The sequence below is a fragment of the Desulfonema magnum genome (assembly GCF_017377395.1).
GTDB lineage: Bacteria > Desulfobacterota > Desulfobacteria > Desulfobacterales > 4be13 > Desulfonema_C > Desulfonema_C magnum.
In genome coordinates this window covers 7,996,531-8,013,982 of record NZ_CP061800.1, presented here as the reverse complement: position 1 = coordinate 8,013,982, position 17,452 = coordinate 7,996,531, and the positions used below count along the sequence as shown (strand labels likewise).

Here is a 17,452-nt window from a genome sequence, read left to right as displayed (position 1 = left end):
CGTGTTTTACTGAACATAGTTGTTGATTATCTTCTGAATCTCACCTTTCTTTTTCATTTCACGCAAAATTTCACTAAATTTTTCAGCCAGTGCCTTACCTTTTTCACCCAGCGATTTTTTAGAAAAACCGATATACAAGGGCTTGTCAGATATGGTATATGCTCTTTCAGAACAGTCATGGATACCAAGGGTTCTGCTGGTGAACAGGAAAGGCTTTTCTTCAACTACCGCCAGCTTTATGCGTCCGTTATGAAGCAGTATCGCCAGTTCTTTGTTGTCATTATAATACTGTCTTTTTAATTCTCGGCAATTGTCAAATTCCGGCCCGTATGAATGACCTCTGATCATGCCAAACGGTATGTTTTTCAAATCATTAAGACCTGCAACTTTTATGCTGCTTCCTTTCTGTTTCAGAACAACGATTTTCACCGTATTCACGCACTCTGAGCAATAGCATAGAAATTTTTCACGTTCTTTATTGCGAAGCAGAGAAGGGATTCCGTCAGCCTTCCCTTTCTTCAGTTCTTTTAAAATTTTTATCCATGATTCTGAGCGGAATTCTGTTTCAATCGCGAGCTGATCACAGATATTGCGAATAATATCCACGTCCATGCCTTTTACCTGCCCATCTTCCATATACTGGTACGGCGGAAAATCTCCGATAGCAAAAACGAGTTTTTCCGCAAGGACATCAGCCGATGAAAGCCACAGTGTTATTATAATCAGTGCTGAGATAAGCGTCTTCATTTTACCTCCTGTTTCGACCTTGCAGGTCTCGATCTTATGCTCTCAAGTGGGACGGCATACTGATCTTTGTTGATCTTGTTCCCACGCTCCTGCGTGGGAACGCACGAGGGCTTAAATCTTATCTTCCAAATAGGCCCTCATTTTATCATTGGACAGAGCCACCTTAATATGAAGTCTTTCTTCGTTCACAAAAACATTTGTAGCGCTTCTGAGTTTAAATTCCTTTGCCTCTTCCGAGTCATTTTTATAAATATGCAAGTCAATTGAATCCCCGAAATCCTTTTTCATTGTTTCAGCCACGCCTATGGCCCTCTCGCAACTTGTTCAGGCAGGATTTCCGCTATGACAGACAACAAGTTTGATCATTTAAATCTCCTTTCAGAATATTATCCGGAGTGCCAAACTTACAAATTTGGCAAATCTTCCATGACTGCGTTCCCACACTCCTGCGTGGGAACGCACAAGAGTGTTTATATCTTCTCTTGCAAATAAGCTTTCATTTTATCATTTGACAAAGCCGCTTCAAGAGGGACACTCTCCTCATTCACAAAAACATTTGTAGAACTTCTGATCTCAAAGTCCTTGGCCTCTTCCGAGTCATTTTTATAAATATGCAAGTCAACTGAGTCTTTGAAATCCTCTTTCATACTTTCCGCCACACCTATGGCTGTCTGACAACTTCTTCAGGCGGGATTTCCGCTGTGAAAAACAAAAAGTTTGATCATTTTCTTCTCCTTTTTTGGATTGTTAAAAAAACTGCCATGTGCCAAATGATACAAAGGGCATCACGACAAAACAGGCACCAGGCTTTTCGGAACAAACCAGAAAAAATTTTTCTGCCTCGACCGCTAAGTGCTGGCCGCATGTGCCACAAAGACACGAAGAAAACACGAAGAAAACACAAAGAAACTTCGTGAAACTTTGTGTCTTTGTGCCTTTGTGGCAAATATGACTTACCGGCTCCGGCATGGCCGCAGGCTGAGTCATGGGGAACAAATTTGCACTCTCAGGCACAGTTTGAAAAATTGTGCTGCGACCCGGACATTATTTATGGGACTCAGCACTAAGTTAGCCGCTTATTAAGTACCTGATCAAAAGTTTTTTATACATCTTTTTTTCCGCGAACAGCGGAGAAACCCGGCTTTTTTTCTTCAGGGGCGGCGGATCATTCCGGGGAAAAACCCGGGTTTCTTTCCCGTGCGGATATCGAAAACTTATGGTTAGGTACTTATCAGACAAGTTAATTTCCTATATATTTTTCTGTCAGATTTTGAATCATGCCGCCTTGCAAAAGTCTTTTCGCTGCGGATTTTAGCGTCTCTCTCTTTTTCTCCTCATCTGCTTTTTTTGAAAACTGCATCCATGCGTCTTTTGTATTGAGTATAAGCGGCTCTGAAAAATTTTTTTTTGAATACCCCATCTCTTTTGCAGTAAAAAGCAATCCTATTTCCGGGCCGATTGCGGCATCCACCCTTTTTTTAAAAAGCAGTCTTATGCTCTCATTATAATCAGTGGTGTCATATTTCTTTATAAACTTATCTTTTTCAAAAAACTCATCATATCTTGCCCCCGAACCCGGGCCACCAGTTTCCCATGCAGACTTTCAAGAGATTTATATTTTGTATCTTTCAAACTTATCACAACATTTTTAAATGAAGCAATATGCAAAACAGGTATGATGATTTTATCATTTTTTTCACTGCGAAAAAATAAACCAAAGTCAGCCCTTCCCTGTTCAAGTTCCATTACCATGCGTGCAAAAGGAACAATCCGATTTTTATAGGGAAAGCCTGCTTCTTCGGCAATACGGCTGCCCATGTCATATAAAAAACCTGTGCTTCTCCCATCTTCGGTAAAAAAACCGAACGGAGGCAATTGAATTGTATCAATTCTTAGCTGTTCAGAGGCTGAACTGTGTGTGTTGATCAGTACCAATGAACATATCAACAGCATAAGACAAATAAGATTTCTTAAATTCATACTCACTTTTTTAACAAGTTGCATAGTTATCATCTCCTATTTGCAGCAAAGCTGAGGTAACCCGAGGGATCAATCTCCGGGGTAATAGCGACGGATTCAGAGGAGACAGACACCACCCAAGCCCCCGTGGAGACGGCATATTTGTAGCATGTTCCCTTTGACAAGCTCAGGGAACGTCTCGCCCCGAGCTTGTCGAAGGACAAAATATGCCGCCTCTGAAGGGCTTTGCTTCATATTTCTGGTTTTGGCAAACTGCTTGTGTCAAATCCGTGTTCCTCATACCCGATACGAATATGTCTCAGATACTCATGCGAAGGATTCTCATTTTGGGTCAGTCTGTTGGGATTGGCAATATAGACATGGCCGATATGGGATAATTTGCCTGTCATATCAGAAAAGGGCAGGCCCATTCTCACATAATGGGATGGTTCGCCTTCGTATCTGTCAAGCGGGTATAATTGTTCTTGTGAAATGGCGTATGCTGCAAAGGGACACTGGCAACCGGAACCGATATAAGCAATATTTGCATAGGTTCCGCCGCTGTCGGCGATTTTATTGAACCTCAGTTTGTATCCCTCCAACTGACCGGTCTTAACTTCATATGCTTTGCCGATTCTTTCATACAGCCGCTCCGAACTCATATTGGAGCCATAGGCGATATACCATTGCCTGTCAGATAACGCCTCAAGTTTGTATCTTCTGTAATCTCCGCATACAATTTTCTGACAATCTTCCAAAGCCTGGTTATAAAAATAAGCGGATGCTTTTTCCCGGGAACCGTCATTCAGCAATGTGACTTCCGCTTCATTACGCAGATATAAAGAATGCGGTTCGTCTTGGGAAAAATAGCCTTCGATGCGGTCCAGTTCATGGCGTTTTTCCCTGCTGATTTCGTATAGCTCACCATAAACCAGGCTGTCACCTTGTCTGATCGCGGGATAATCACCCAAATCATATAAAAGGCCCCGGATGAATCCGTGTCCCATGAACCGGGAATCTGCAAGCACTCCGAACCGGCTCATGCCTTTCAGCAATGTGCCATAAACAAAGACTTTCATTGTTTGATCCTTTGTCAGTCTTCAATATCCTCAAAGCTCATTTTCCATTTTTGCATGAATGCCGAGTCGGTTTCATCCAAATACCTGAGTTTCAGTTTCAGATATTCGGCAAACACAGTGTCAAATGCCTCACGGATATCTTTTGCCATTGTGGCTTTGATGAGAAACTCTGCTAATTTGTGTGATATTTCCGGCATAATCATCTCCTATTTCCATCAGATTTCAATCCAATTATTTTTATTCGATGATCAAATTTTCGATCTGATTGGAAAAAGCCTGTCATTCCGTTCGACTGAGTTCACGCCGAAGTCTGCGAAAGCAGGAATCCGCTTTTTGCCGATGTTACGGAGCCGGGAGCAGTGGATTCCTGCTTTCGCAGGAATGACAGAAAAAAATTTGATCATTGAGTCAAAGCTTGCTAAGTACCTGAGCAAAAGTTTTTTATATTTGCCCGGAAAGAAACCCGGCTTTTTTCCCGGAATGACCCGCCGTCCGTGAAGGAAAAACCCGGGTTTCTCCGCAGTTCTCAGAAAAAAAGATATATAAAAAACTTTTGCACAGGTACTTATGAAAGCTATACTTTTTTCAAAACAAAACTGTTTATACATTGTCTTTACATGACTGGCAATGATTTTTTCTCTGTTCCACCAGCGCATGGGCATTTTTCCTTCTTGCCCCCGTATCTTCTCTTTGAAAACAGAGGAGACACTCAGCCCTCGCCCCAAGCCCCAAGCCCCAAGCCTCATTTCGGCAACTCCACGGGCCGTTCCCGATGCAGCAGCACCCAGTCGCTGTTTTCCTCGAGGGCGGCTTTTCCAAGTTCTGTCAGAATCTCCCTGCTTCGGACATTCCTGATATTTGCGAGAATCTCCATGCGTTCTCTGATATCAGCCTCATCAAAGTTTGTCAGCATCTCCTGTCGTTCTTTGGAATTGTTTATCCCGAGGGCTGTCAGAATTTCCTCCCGGTGTCCGGGATCACCTTCCTCAAATCCTGTCAGCATGTCGCTGCTCCGTTCAGAATGGGCTTTGAGAGCGGTTTTTGCACGGGTGAATATCCGGGACATGGTTTCGTACTGTTTTGAGTGAAAGTCAAACCCCATTTTCTCCGCGTACCCGCCCGCGGCCGCACCCAGGGCCGGAAAAAAGACCATGAGGATGATCAGGGTCTTCTCCATCCCCGGACCGTGGGGAAAGATGATCAAAAACAGACCCGTGAGCAGGCCCAGGCTGAACAGAATCGTGGCTGACCATTTCATGATTTTATGATGTCTGCGGTTCTTTTCCGAATTTTCCCGGAAATACCGGCTCTGATTGTCCACCCAATACCGGGTCACGATTTCGATGTTTTCCTGATCTGCAACCCAGTTGTATGTGCATAAAGCCCGGATTCCTGAGCGGATCCATTCCATTTCCTTGCGATGCTTTCGGGAGTAGAAATCCGCAACTGATTTACGGATGCCGCTCAGTTGCCAGAATATCTGAACCCGGAGCGCTTCGGCCAATGCCCGGTAGTCAAGGTAACGGTTGTGATATTTCCGCCAAAAGACAAACAGATACAGCACAAAGGCCAGGGCAAAGCAGAGATAGTACGCGAGCAGCAGGGCCGCGGGCCGGGCATCTGTCCAGGGGGGATTGGAATAGACTTCAATTGCAAACACCATGAGCAGACCCAATATGAATATCCCCATCATGGCTTTGTCAGCGAGGTTGTGGCAATAGATGGACATCTTGCTGGCCCCTTCATAGACCTCGGACATATGCTTCAGCCCTTTCTGAAACCGGTCATGGACATCCTCGGACACGATCCGCTTGGGAAGTTTGAGTGCCTGGGGATCACGCGGGGTTTCCTGATCATCCTGGCTCAGGGTGTTAATGATGAAGTTCCGGAGTTTGGGATGCTTGTTTATGAATCCAAAGGGCCGGGTGAGGATTTCAACAATCCGCTTTCTGATTCGCACGGAGTTGGAGGAATGCGAATATATGGCCGCGTCTTTGTTGAAATTGTTCAGTGCTTCGAAAATGGGAGACCGGAGCGCGGTCAGTTTGATTTCAGGGTCTTCTTTCCCGGGAAAGCGGATTCGGATTTCACCTGCGTCAAAAAAAGGCTCTGTCCGGGGAGATGCGTCATCTGTCCGGGGTTTGGGCCGTCTGGAGACTTTGATGTGGCAGACCGAGCCGGTGTCAATAAAATCAAGCGGGTTGGCCCGGGGCTTGTACTCTTCCGGGAGTTCGTTCATGTCGCCGAAGAGCCGGAAATGCACCACCTGGGAGGTTCCGCCGATATTGGCATGGTCATGCCGGCCATCCCACAATGCAATGAGGATATGGCTGTGCCGGGCAATGTACGCACCCACAAACCCGTATTGTCTGTTGCGGGGAAGCCCGTGTTCCGCGGTGTTCTCCCTGGTGTTCCCTTCGAGATAGGGGAGTTCAAAGCAATCTTCCGCTTCAACTTGTGTAAGAAGGTCTTCAAATTCCTTTTGAACTTCAGGGGTTTTGAAGTCTTTTTCGTATGCTTCTCTGGGAAGGGGCAGGGGCGCTATCAGGTGGATATCAGGATGTCCTTCCTGTTTTAATCTGAGTGCCTCCTGCGCCACCAGGCGGTCTGCCCCTTCTGCCAGCGGGGAGAGTATCTGCAAAGGGGTGTCCGGGTAGTGTTCCCGCAGAAATGTGAAGATTTCTCTTATTTTCCTGCGGAGCATCTCAGTTTCATCTTCTCGCAAATGGCGGTGTCCGGTCACGCCGATCACAATGGGTATTTTGGGGATAATCATAGGTTCTCCTGTTTTATGCCAGATTCACTATGTTGAAAAGATGCCGTAGGTTGGGTTGAGGAACGAAACCCAACCTACATGACTGCCAATTTGTGTTTGTGTGATATTTCCGGCATAATCATCTCCTGTTTCAATCAGGTTTCAATCCAATTATTTTTTATAAAATTTGAGGCTCGGGAATATGACAGCAAAGAATGAAACGGATGATCAGCAGACAGAAGCACTCCCGAAATGCCCGCCCCGGATTGATAACCCCCAGGTATTTAAGCGGTTTTTATAATCCTCCCGGAGCGGGTCCGGGCTTTTCCCATCTGCCGAAAATATCCGTTTCATCCTCCTATCCGCTGTCATATCCAACCCGGCACAGACCTCCCTAAAATCCGTTATAATCAGAAATTATATCCATGTTCTTCTCCTGTATGAATGATGACTATTGTTTTGGCATAATCAGCAGATGGAAAATATTTCAAATCGTTTGACTATTGTTTTGGCATAATATCAAATATTTTTCTGGAACCGAAAAAATATACGTCAAACTCTGAAAAAAAGTTGACTTGTCCCAAAATAACCGGAACATTATTACTTTTGACCCAGGCAAAGGCAAGCGCAACAGGCTCAAACGGATCAATTTCTCCTGTGAGCAATACCCCGAATGCCGGAGTATCCTGTAATATCCCGACCAAGTGAGGCATAGGAAAATTCTGGTTTTCCCAAATCAGGCCCAACTGAATTCCGATGCCATAAGGCAGCACATTGACGGTACTCCCGGAATCCACCAATGCAGAAACCTCTGCAGAACGGGTCGTGTGGGTTAAGGTGATAGGTAAAAATGGGAGTCCGCCTTGTAAGTACCTGATCAAAAGTTTTTTATACATATTTTTTTCTGTGAACGGCGGAGAAACCCGGCTTTTTCCTTTACGGGCGGCGGCTCATTCCGGGAAAAAAGCCGGGTTTCTTTCCCGTGCGAATATCGAAGACTTATGGTTAGGTACTTAAGTCTGGAAAAGCCTGTGATTGAGAATAAGAAAATTGTCTCGGATTCATAGCTTATACCTTGTTATCATCTAAAAGGGTTTGTAATTTCCGAGCAGCTTCAAAAGCATTATGCTGACTCCAAAAGCCATGCTGGCTCCCTTCCTCGAAATAGTGAGAAAGCTCCTGTTCTTCCCGTGACAGTTCGCTCACAAGAAACTGGATGAGATGAAATTTTTCTGACCGGGGCAATGCCCTGATGTCTTTTTTGATTTGAATTATATCCATGTTCTTCTCCTGTGTAAATGCTTATTTTTCTGAAAAAGCGAAAATTCCGCCTAGCGGCTCCATTTCCGCACTCCCTTTAATTATGAGAGGGAACACGGTCGTAAAAAATACAGGGAAAAGAGATAAGAAAGGAAAGGAGATTTTCCTTTTCTTATCTCCTTTCCTTGTACTTCTTTTTTTCTGCGGTTCAGACCCCGCCTCCACTCCCGCCAGCCCCATCTACACGGATTAGCGATAAGCAAGGATTTCCCCGACTGGCCCCTAATCCTTGCTTATCTCTAATCCATGTAGATGCAAAACATAGATGCACACCCCATGCAGATGCACACCAAAATCATGTTTCAGATTCCATCTTCTTCATCAGAAACTCCAAATTGTTACGAGTTGTGATTGTATTCGGATGTTCTGCTCCCAGCAAATTTTCACGGATTCCCAAAGCGCTTTGAAAAAGACGCACAGCAGCATGGTAATCTTCCTTATAATAAAACAACACCGCCAGATTGTTCAGAGACGTGGCCGTGTGAGGATGATCTGCACCGAGAATCTTTTCACTGATTTCCAATGCCCGGAGATACATGAATTCGGCTCCGTCATAATCCCCTTTGGCCTGAAGCAGCGCCGCCAGATTGTTCAGAGACATGGCCGTGTCGGGATGGTCTGCGCCGAGAACTTTTTCACGGATTTCCAGAGCTTGGCGAAACAGCGGCTCCGCCCCCTCATAATTCCCTTTGTCCTGAAGCAGCCCCGCCAGATTGTTCAGAAACGCGGCCGTGGAGGGATGGTCTGCGCCGAGAATTTTTTCACGGATTTCCAGAGCTTGGCGAAACAGCGGCTCCGCCCCCTCATAATCCCCTTTGTAATGAAGCAGCAAAGCCAGATTGTTCAGAGACGTGGCCGTTTCGGGATGGTCTGCGCCGAGAACTTTTTCACGGATTTCCAGAGCTTGGCGATACAGCGGCTCCGCCCCCTCATAATCCCCTTTGTCCTGAAGCAGCCCCGCCAGATTGTTCAGAAACGTGGCCATGTCGGGATGATCTGCGCCGAGAATCTTTTCACTGATTTCCAATGCCCGGAGATACAGGAGTTCGGCTCCGTCATAATTCCCTTTGCTCCTTAGCAGCCCCGCCAGATCGTTCAGAGACGTGGCCGTTTCGGGATGGTCTGCGCCGAGAACTTTTTCACGGATTTCCAATGCTTGGCGAAACAGCGGCTCCGCCCCCTCATAATTCCCTTTGTCCTGAAGCAGCCCCGCCAGATTGTTCAGAGACGTGGCCGTGGAGGGATGGTCTGCGCCAAGAACTTTTTCACTGATTTCCAATGCCCGGAGATACAGGAGTTCGGCTCCGTCATAATCCCCTTTGCTCTTCATCAGCCCTGCCAGATTACCGAGAGATATCATAGTGGAGGGATTGTCTGCGCCGAAAACTTTTTCACTGATTTCCAATGCCCGGCGATACAGCGGCTCGGCCCCCTCATAATCCCCTTTGTCCTGAAGCAGCCCCGCCAGATTGTTCAGACACGTGGCCGTGGAGGGATGGTCTGCGCCGAGAACTTTTTCACGGATTTCCAATGCCCGGCGAAACAGCGGCTCCGCCCCCTCATAATCCCCTTTGTCCTGAAGCAGCCCCGCCAGATTGTTCAGAGACGTGGCCGTGTCGGAATGGTCTGCGCCGAGAACTTTTTCACGGATTTCCAAAGCCCGACGAAACAGTGGCTCGGCCCCCTCATAATCCCCTTTGGCCTTCATCAGCAAAGCCAGATTGTTCAGAGACGTGGCCGTTTCGGGATGGTCTGCACCGATTCACTACCGTACACTTTTTTTAACTATTTTTAATTATTATATAAAGACGACCATAGTTGGTTTGAAATTTAAATAACTGTTTGTTTTTTAAATTTTTTTAAGATTCACCATCGGCTGTTTTTTCTGAGTAAATATTACTCATCTGAGATTATGACACAAAAAAATCTTAACAGAAAAATATAATAATGGTATGACAGCTTTCAGAAAATAACAGATAACAGGGAGGCTGTCATGAGCGACAATGTGAACAGATATCGTGAGATCAGAAAGGCTTTGGACAATATGTATCCGAAACAGCCGAAGGGAAACGAGGCCCGGCGCCTGAACACGCTGGCCGCGATAATCAGCGGCATCACGGGGAGCGGGAGCTGCCAGCTTCCGAAAATTGCAGGCAAAGTTCCGGATGAGAACGCCGCGCCGGCGAGTGTGGAAAAGCGTATAAAACGTTGGATTTCCAATGACAGCATTGAATCTGAAACATTTTTTCTGCCGTTCGCACAGGCGCTGCTGATCAGTCTGGGACTTTCCGAAATTGTGCTGGCAATGGACGGAAGCACGGTCGGCCGGGGATGCGTAACCCTGATGATCAGTGTGATTTATAAAAAACGTGCCCTGCCCCTTGCTTACACGGTGGTCAGAGGTAAGAAAGGTCATTTCCCGGAAGAAAGCCATGTCGGACTGGTCGGGGAGGTTGCCAACGTGATACCGGAATCCGCGCAGAAGGTTATTTTTCTTGGTGACGGAGAGTTCGACGGTGTCGGTTTGCAAAAAAATCTGGCCGAACGGGGATGGCTGTATGTGTGCCGAACGGCATATAATACCAAAATTTTTTGGGACGGAGAGGAGCATCGTCTTAATGTTCTCGGTGTGTTCACGGTTCCGGACAGCTATCGGTACATACGCAATGTTTTGTTCACAAATAAAAAATACGGACCGGTGACGGTTGTCGTCTGGTGGGCGAAAGGAAATAAGGAACCGATATATCTGGTTACGAATATGAGATCGCCCTGGGAAGCCTGCCAATATTATTCCAAACGGTTTCGTATCGAAACATTTTTTTCCGACCAGAAAAGCCGGGGGTTTAATATTCATAAAAGTCATATTTCCGACCCTGACCGGTTGCGCCGCCTTATGATCGGAGCGTGTCTTGCCTACATCTGGATTGTGTTCCTGGGAACACTGGCAACGGAACAGGGCTGGGACAGAATTATTCACCGTGCCGACCGATGTGATCTGAGTCTCTTTCAATTAGGTCTGAGCCTGTTGGAATATTTTTTAAATTACGACATACCTGTTCCGGTTGCCTTTCAAATGTTCAATCCGACTCTCTAGTCATCAATCATAAACGGAACCTGTGTCACATACAATTTATAAAATAAAATCAGATTATTATAAAAAGTGTACGGTAGTGAATGCACCGAAAACTTTTTCACGGATTTCCAAAGCCCGGCGAAACAGCGGCTCGGCCCCCTCATAATCCCCTTTGGCCTGAAGCAGCAAAGCCAGATTGTTCAGAGACGTGGCCGTTTCGGGATGGTCTGCACCGAAAACTTTTTCACGGATTTCCAAAGCCCGGCGAAACAGCGGCTCGGCCCCCTCATAATCCCCTTTGGCCTTCATCAGCAAAGCCAGATTGTTCAGAGACGTGGCCGTTTCGGGATGGTCTGCACCGAAAACTTTTTCACGGATTTCCAAAGCCCGGCGATACAGCGGCTCCGCCCCCTCATAATCCCCTTTGTCCTGAAGCATCGTCCCCAGATTGTTCAGAGACGTGGCCGTGGAGGGATGGTCTGCGCCGAGAACTTTTTCACTGATTTCCAATGCCTGGCGGAGCATAGGTATGGCGGCATCAAAGAAGCCCGCTTTCCAGAACAGTGCAGCTATTAAGTTCAAAACAGATGCCAAATTATCCACTTCCGGTTCGGTTTTCTCATAAGTATTCAACGCCGCCTGATACGCCGCAACCATCTCATGCCCCATCCCTGTCCTGAGCCAGTAGCCCCACAGTTCGTATTCCTTACCCTCCCTCATAAACTGCCTGAACATCAGAATCCCGCTGATACAGGCTTTCAAGCGTTCAAAAGCATCAGCATTTTCCAGATGATACGGCAGTTCATCGGCTGTTCGGGAGTTTATCTCCTGTTTCTCAAAAAAGTCAGCCAGCCGCAAATGCGCTGCTTTCCTAACCTCATGATCGGACAGATACCGCCGCTCCGCTGCCTGCCGCATATAATCATGGAAAAAGTTCAGCAGCCCGCCCTTCCGGCTCACCAACGCCTCCTGTGCATCCTGGATGGCAACAAAGAGCGGGGACCAGATCACCTGGGGAATCTCCAGCAGATCCAGCAGTTCGTTCTCAGTCAGCCCCCGCCGGGCAGCCCATAGCAAACTGAAAGCCTCCCTCACCAAATCCGGGCATTCCTCCCGGTTGTAATCCGCCTCCAGACGGGCAAGCACCTTCATATACAATTCCACCGGCGAAGGCGCCTCCAGGTAATAGTCAATCTGCTTGTCAAGCTTATCTTTATACTCCCCGAACACCCGCAGAATCCCTTTATTCCGATTGTTGTCAGCATGTTTTACTCCTTTCCGGACTGAAAAGATATTTTAAGTACCTGACCATAAGTTTTCAATATTTTCCCGGGTAAGAAACCCGGCTTTTTTCCCGGAATGAACCGGCGCCCGTGACGGAAAAAGCCGGGTTTCTCCGCAGTTCACAAAAAAAATGTATAGAAAACTTTTGATCGAGTACTTACTACAGCCTCACAACCAAAGATTGGGAAAACTGTTCCGCAAACACCGGATCATTCGTGGTAACAATAAGCTGTCTTTTTTTGGCGACTTCAAGGAGCAGATAGGCCAGGGTCTCTTTTCTTTTCTTGTCAAGACCGTCCGCGGGATCATCAAGGACAAATGCGCCCAAATGCCCCAGGGCATCACCGAGCGCCAGCTTGAGCATGAGATAGAGAAAAATCCTTTCGCTCTTGCTCATCTGGTTCAGTTTGTACTGATACCCTCTGGCCTGTATGATGGGAAGCAGTTCCCCGCCAGTCATGTCAATATCAAAATGTTTGAGAAAAGTAAAATTTTCCCCCCAGGTGCGGATACCTGTCCGCACCTTGTCAAGCAGCCCCCGGGTCATGGCATCGGCCGCGTCCTCAATGGCCTGTTTTGCGACATCGCACAACAGCACATTTCTTGCGGCAATCTGTAAGTTTTTGTTGTTTTCCCCGGCCAGTCTGAGCATCTCCTCACTTTGTCTGATGTTTTGACTGACCCTTTCCTTTTGTCTCTCCAAATTTTTTTGTTCATCCTCCAGTTTTTTCTCATGGCGATAGCGTTCCTGGGCATCGCCCATATTGCCGAGGCGCTCATATTGTCCCAGCTCTTCCTTTATCTTGGCAGGCTGATCTTTCAGCTTTCCGATTTTCTTATCCAGATGGTGCATGTCTTCAATCTGCCTGCTGATTTTCCCGAACGCCTTTTCCAGCCGTTGGATTTCTTTGAGTCTGGCTTCGGTTTTTTTAAATTTTTCCTTTACTTTTCCCAGATTCTGGTCCGCATCCACAGACTCTTTTTCCAATTTTGAAATCAGGTCCGAGACCTGTTCAATGGTGATGGGCTGCTCACAGGTGGGGCACTCTGAGCGTTTTTTGATATCCATGAGCCGTTCAATGCGTAATTGCAGGTCTTTTTTATTTTGCTCATACGCGACAATATGGCGATAGAAATCGTCTTTGCATTGGGCAAGAGAGGCTTTTTCAGAGAGTTGTTTTTCCAACTCTGCCTTCTTTTTTATGAGTTCTTCGAGCGGGGGATTTTGTTCCTTTGATTTGATGGCTGTGTCAAGTTCTTTTGTTTTTTCCTCATACTGTTGCTGCAACAGCCTGAACACTTCCGGGTTTATCCCCTTTTCCTTGTTTCTCAGGAGTTTTTTATATTCAGCCTCAGTTTCCCCGAGTCTTTTTTCCACTCCGGCCAGTTCTTGTTTCAAGGTTTTTATCTGTTTCAGATCAGGAACCTGCTTTGGGACGGCGTATGCGGCTGTTTTTTTAGTTTCTTTAGCCAGTCTCAGCGCTTTTTTGAATTTTGACCGAACACTCTGAAGATCATCATCTCTGATCAGGCTTTGCAGCAGTGTTTTGTTATGTTTCGGCTTCATGTCCTGCAAAAAATAAAGCAGCTCGCTCTCACGAAAAAAAGAAGTCAGGGAAGCCACCTGATGAGATATGGAACTGTCCGCACTCAGATTTTCCGGATCATCCGACAAAATAGGAGACCACATGATCTCCGGTTCTGATTTTCCGTAAAGCTTTGGCACGCCTGCTGTTGATCGGTGCAGTTTGAAATCCTCATTATGATTCTTGTTGAAATACATGACCGTGGTGCCGAATGGTTCGCCTTTTCGACACAAATCTTTTGGTTTCAGGCCAGTATGAAGATGTTTGCCAAAGAGGGCAAAAAACAGGGCATAGACCAGTGTGGATTTCCCGGTTCGGTTGTCACCGAAAATGACGGTCAGATCAGAGAAATCAAAGGTCCGTTCCGTAAAACAGCCGATATTTTTCAGCTTAAGTTGTTGAATTTCCATATTCAGACAGTATCCTCGCTGCCAAGCTGCTGACAAATCTGATGCGCGTCCATAAAGCGGTTTGTCATTGCTTCCTTGAACACTCTGATGATTCTTTCCTTTTCAGCATCTGTGAGATGCTTTTCAATTGCCAGTTTTTCAATTCTTTTGCGAAATAATTCAGACAACAAATTCTCTGTAACCATTTTTTTAAATTCCTCAATATCAGTATGTCAGGAAATCAGTTCTGTTCAAAAATTCTCCCGGGAATCTCCGTACAGGTCCGTCTGTCGGATTTGCCAGGATAATTTCTTTTAAAATCTTTTCGCCGGAAAAGTCAACGTGAAATCCGAGAGAGATGTTGGGTTTCGTTCCTCAACCCAACCTACGGGTTCAGATTTCCGTGCGTAATTTGGCATAATACACCACAGAGGTGTCATCTGATCTTTTTTTGACTTTTTTCACATCGAAAATTTCCTGATGTTCCTGAATCAGTGTTAAAAGCTTCTTGTGTCCGTATGTGCGAGGGTCGAAACTCGGATCAATCTGACGCAGATATGTTCCCATCATTCCCAAAGATGCCCATTCTTCATCTTGTGCCGCCATTTCAAAGGCATTTTTAAGCAGCGGAACCGGATCCGATTTAATCGGACCAGCACTCTTTTCCGGTTTAATGGCTTCAGCAATATCCTGTCCGTGAGAAATGAGATTCTCTGTATAGACAAAGACATCACACGCATTGACAAAAGCACGGGGAGTCATTTTCTTTCCAATCCCCATGACAAAAAATCCCTTTTCCCGAATGCGTGTTGCCAACCGTGTGTAATCACTGTCGCTTGATACCAGGCAGAAGCTGTTCACACAACCTGAATAAAGTATATCCATTGCATCTATGATCATTGCGCTGTCAGTGGCATTTTTACCGGTTGTATATCGGAATTGCTGAATCGGATGAATTGCATAAGTATGGAGCTTTTCTTTCCAACTGCCCATATTGGGTGTGGTCCAGTCCCCGTAAATACGGCGTATGGTCATTAAGCCGTATTTGCTGGTTTCAGCTAATATTTCTTCGATCAGAGCGGCCTGGGCATTGTCACCGTCAATAAGCAAAGCAATTCGCAAAGTACCAATGGTTGTTTGTTGGTTTATCATAGAAAATAGCTCCTTTCATTAACGTTGTTTGTTCCTGTGTTAAATCCTGAATATTCCGCCCGCCTGCTTTTCCTGGTAAGATTTGGCATTATGGCCTGATTTGCCAGTCATGCAGATTGGTTTGGACAAAGATTTTGCCAGTTGGGGCGCGGTGAACTTTCCGGCTCGTCAGTTAAAATGATGCTGTCCCTGACTTCGGCAAGATATAATGAGAAAGCCTTTGTTATAAGTTCCTGTTCCCCGCCTGACAGTTCTTCTATTTTTATTTTCTCAGCCCGGGTGTTCCTGAATGAAACTTCTTTGGTTCTGTCAGGCTCCTTAAATTCGATTTGCAGGTCGAAATCCTGAAAAACCGAATTTAAAATATCCTGTGTGACTGAATATGCCTCGCTGCTTTTCCTGTCTTTTTCATAAATCAGACTGTCAATAAACCGGACAATGCTCTCTTTGGCAGTTTTTGTGTCAGGAATTCCAGCTTCATAAAAGATTACATTTTTTAATTTCGGGAACAAAAATTTTATGCTGTTCTCTGGAAAATCTGATTTTAACGTATCCGGGCCTATCTGAAAAATTCTGGCACCGTCTTTTCCTCCGTATTAAAGTTCGATATGAATATTATCGAAAATAAATTCATCTAATATTTCAGAATGGTTTACCTGTACAAACATCTTTGATTTGACAGGTACTCTCCATCCGTGTTCTTTTAAAGAGCCTGCAAAAACAGAATCTTCGCCCAAAGATGAAGCCATATTATACATCAGCACAGCCTCTTCGCTCCACTCAGGTTGTATCTCGTTAAAGAGAGTGCGAGGAGAAATTAAATCCTGATTATAACGGATTTAGGGGAGGCTTCCCGGCGGCACTGTCATTCCGATTTCAACCCGGAACCCGCCGTTTATGCGGCAAAGGATTCAATGGTTCGGACAGTTTTTGCAGACAAATTTCACTGAGACAGAACTTATCCTTATGATATCATTTTTATTTTACAGGCCTGCCGTATTTATTCGCATGTCAGCTTCCGGGCTGACATGAAATAAAATGCGGCTCCGATCTGAAAAATTTCCTGCAAATTTTGTCATTTTTTTCAAAAGGAAAAACTTACAAAATTTGTAAGTTTTTGTATAACTGTCTTAAATTAAAAGCAATAAAAACTTACAAAAAATGTAACTTTTCCGATTCCGGAAACAGGGCGGTTTTTACGGAATCCGCCGTTAAAAACTGTCCGAACCATTGCACGGGCACAGGCTTTTTAAAATTTTCCCCGGAATGACATGCGGGGAAAACGGCATCTTCCGGCATAATAATTTCAGGATGTTGTGCCCTCCCCTAAATCCGTTATAATCAGAATAAATTCAATTATAAAAGGAGTCGTTATTATGATTAATATTATTGAATCTGTCATCTCGGAATTCCGTAGCTGCTTTTCCCGCAAGGCTGCTTTTTCCTGGTTTTCGATTGTTATTTTCGGTCTCATAATCCGATTCGACCATCACGGAATAAGCAGCATTATCCGGTGGCTTATGCTGTATCCGGCATGTTATGACCCGATGCCGCGCTTTTTTCGGGCTTCCTCGCGGGACTCGGAGGAACTTATGAGCCGGTGGACACGGACAGCTGTCAGCCGCTATCCTCTCATTAAATTCAACGGACACCCCCTTCTCATAGGAGACGGCATAAAAATACCGAAAGAATCCTCGAAGATGCCGGGCGTGAAATTTTTGCATCAGGATTCTGAGAACAGCGGCAAAGGCGACAATATAAACGGACATCACTTCGGATACGCGGGCCTCCTTGTCGGCTGCTCCGAAAAAGCTTTCTGTCTTCCGCTTCACGGACAGATTCATGAAGGTGTCGGTGCGAAACGCCATGACATAAAAATCGGAGGAGAACCGACCATAGTGACCCGGATGGCGAATCTTGTCATCCGGACAGCGGAACAGACGGAATATCCGTGTTACGTCACTAAAGTATACCACTCTTTTTATTCTTGTTATTTATTATCAGTAAGTTACAAAACACTTTTTGATCACATGTTATGCAACTTATTGAATATAAAATATTTATTTCCGGTCTCCGTATTTCTGTATTTTTTCTTGCTTTTTCGCTCT

Annotated in this window: 19 protein-coding genes; 1 reads left to right on the top strand and 18 read right to left on the bottom strand. The window is 45.6% G+C overall.

The genetic code is table 11. The features are described from left to right. Positions 1-6: 6 nt before the first annotated feature. From dnm_RS30640 to dnm_RS30590, 11 genes are all read right to left on the bottom strand, one after another. Positions 7-747: a substrate-binding periplasmic protein gene (locus dnm_RS30640; RefSeq protein WP_207680658.1), complete on the bottom strand. Its 741-nt coding sequence runs from the start codon at positions 745-747 to the stop codon at positions 7-9. A gap of 111 nt (positions 748-858) precedes the next feature. Next, positions 859-1,113 (bottom strand): HSGNPxU motif (seleno)protein TsoX, encoded by a 255-nt coding sequence (gene tsoX, locus dnm_RS30635; RefSeq protein ID WP_337661120.1) that lies wholly within the window; start codon positions 1,111-1,113, stop codon positions 859-861. Positions 1,114-1,217: 104 nt separating this feature from the next. Continuing rightward, positions 1,218-1,472, bottom strand: a complete 255-nt coding sequence (tsoX, locus tag dnm_RS30630) for an HSGNPxU motif (seleno)protein TsoX (protein WP_337661121.1) — start codon at positions 1,470-1,472, stop codon at positions 1,218-1,220. 515 nt (positions 1,473-1,987) lie between these two features. Then, entirely contained in the window at positions 1,988-2,188 is a 201-nt protein-coding gene (locus dnm_RS30625; RefSeq protein WP_207680655.1) for a hypothetical protein, read from the bottom strand. An 86-nt stretch (positions 2,189-2,274) separates the two neighbouring features. After that, a complete protein-coding gene (locus tag dnm_RS30620; protein WP_207680654.1) occupies positions 2,275-2,751 on the bottom strand; it encodes a substrate-binding periplasmic protein in 477 nt (158 codons plus the stop codon). 206 nt (positions 2,752-2,957) lie between these two features. Continuing rightward, positions 2,958-3,785, bottom strand: a complete 828-nt coding sequence (locus dnm_RS30615) for a gamma-glutamylcyclotransferase family protein (protein ID WP_207680653.1) — start codon at positions 3,783-3,785, stop codon at positions 2,958-2,960. Between the two features lie 14 nt (positions 3,786-3,799). Beyond that, complete coding sequence (locus dnm_RS30610) at positions 3,800-3,982, bottom strand: hypothetical protein (protein ID WP_207680652.1); 183 nt, start codon at positions 3,980-3,982, stop codon at positions 3,800-3,802. A 545-nt stretch (positions 3,983-4,527) separates the two neighbouring features. Continuing rightward, positions 4,528-6,561 carry a hypothetical protein gene (locus dnm_RS30605; RefSeq protein WP_207680651.1) on the bottom strand — a complete coding sequence of 678 codons (2,034 nt, stop codon included), beginning with the start codon at positions 6,559-6,561 and terminating at the stop codon, positions 4,528-4,530. A 479-nt stretch (positions 6,562-7,040) separates the two neighbouring features. After that, positions 7,041-7,436 (bottom strand): pepsin/retropepsin-like aspartic protease family protein, encoded by a 396-nt coding sequence (locus dnm_RS30600; RefSeq protein WP_207680650.1) that lies wholly within the window; start codon positions 7,434-7,436, stop codon positions 7,041-7,043. A gap of 172 nt (positions 7,437-7,608) precedes the next feature. After that, complete coding sequence (locus dnm_RS30595; RefSeq protein ID WP_207680649.1) at positions 7,609-7,821, bottom strand: hypothetical protein; 213 nt, start codon at positions 7,819-7,821, stop codon at positions 7,609-7,611. A gap of 334 nt (positions 7,822-8,155) precedes the next feature. Next, positions 8,156-9,622, bottom strand: a complete 1,467-nt coding sequence (locus dnm_RS30590) for a tetratricopeptide repeat protein (RefSeq protein ID WP_276571919.1) — start codon at positions 9,620-9,622, stop codon at positions 8,156-8,158. A gap of 231 nt (positions 9,623-9,853) precedes the next feature. Here dnm_RS30590 and dnm_RS30585 point away from each other — a divergent pair, with 231 nt between their 5' ends. After that, complete coding sequence (locus dnm_RS30585) at positions 9,854-10,954, top strand: transposase (protein ID WP_207677902.1); 1,101 nt, start codon at positions 9,854-9,856, stop codon at positions 10,952-10,954. Positions 10,955-11,011: 57 nt separating this feature from the next. On the opposite strand, the gene dnm_RS30580 is transcribed toward dnm_RS30585, so the two are convergent. The 7 genes from dnm_RS30580 to dnm_RS30750 all read right to left on the bottom strand — a co-directional run bounded on the left by dnm_RS30580 (position 11,012) and on the right by dnm_RS30750 (position 17,320). Next, positions 11,012-12,163, bottom strand: a complete 1,152-nt coding sequence (locus dnm_RS30580) for a tetratricopeptide repeat protein (protein WP_207680647.1) — start codon at positions 12,161-12,163, stop codon at positions 11,012-11,014. 214 nt (positions 12,164-12,377) lie between these two features. Beyond that, positions 12,378-14,213, bottom strand: a complete 1,836-nt coding sequence (locus dnm_RS30575) for an AAA family ATPase (RefSeq protein ID WP_207680646.1) — start codon at positions 14,211-14,213, stop codon at positions 12,378-12,380. A gap of 2 nt (positions 14,214-14,215) precedes the next feature. Continuing rightward, complete coding sequence (locus dnm_RS30570; protein WP_207680645.1) at positions 14,216-14,398, bottom strand: hypothetical protein; 183 nt, start codon at positions 14,396-14,398, stop codon at positions 14,216-14,218. A 187-nt stretch (positions 14,399-14,585) separates the two neighbouring features. Further along, positions 14,586-15,344: an NYN domain-containing protein gene (locus dnm_RS30565; RefSeq protein WP_207680644.1), complete on the bottom strand. Its 759-nt coding sequence runs from the start codon at positions 15,342-15,344 to the stop codon at positions 14,586-14,588. A gap of 107 nt (positions 15,345-15,451) precedes the next feature. Then, positions 15,452-15,856, bottom strand: a complete 405-nt coding sequence (locus tag dnm_RS30560) for an ATP-binding cassette domain-containing protein (RefSeq protein WP_207680643.1) — start codon at positions 15,854-15,856, stop codon at positions 15,452-15,454. An 84-nt stretch (positions 15,857-15,940) separates the two neighbouring features. Next, a complete protein-coding gene (locus dnm_RS30555; protein ID WP_207680642.1) occupies positions 15,941-16,093 on the bottom strand; it encodes a hypothetical protein in 153 nt (50 codons plus the stop codon). A 603-nt stretch (positions 16,094-16,696) separates the two neighbouring features. Further along, positions 16,697-17,320, bottom strand: coding sequence for a hypothetical protein (locus dnm_RS30750; protein WP_219739696.1), 624 nt, complete (start codon positions 17,318-17,320; stop codon positions 16,697-16,699). Positions 17,321-17,452: the final 132 nt, after the last annotated feature.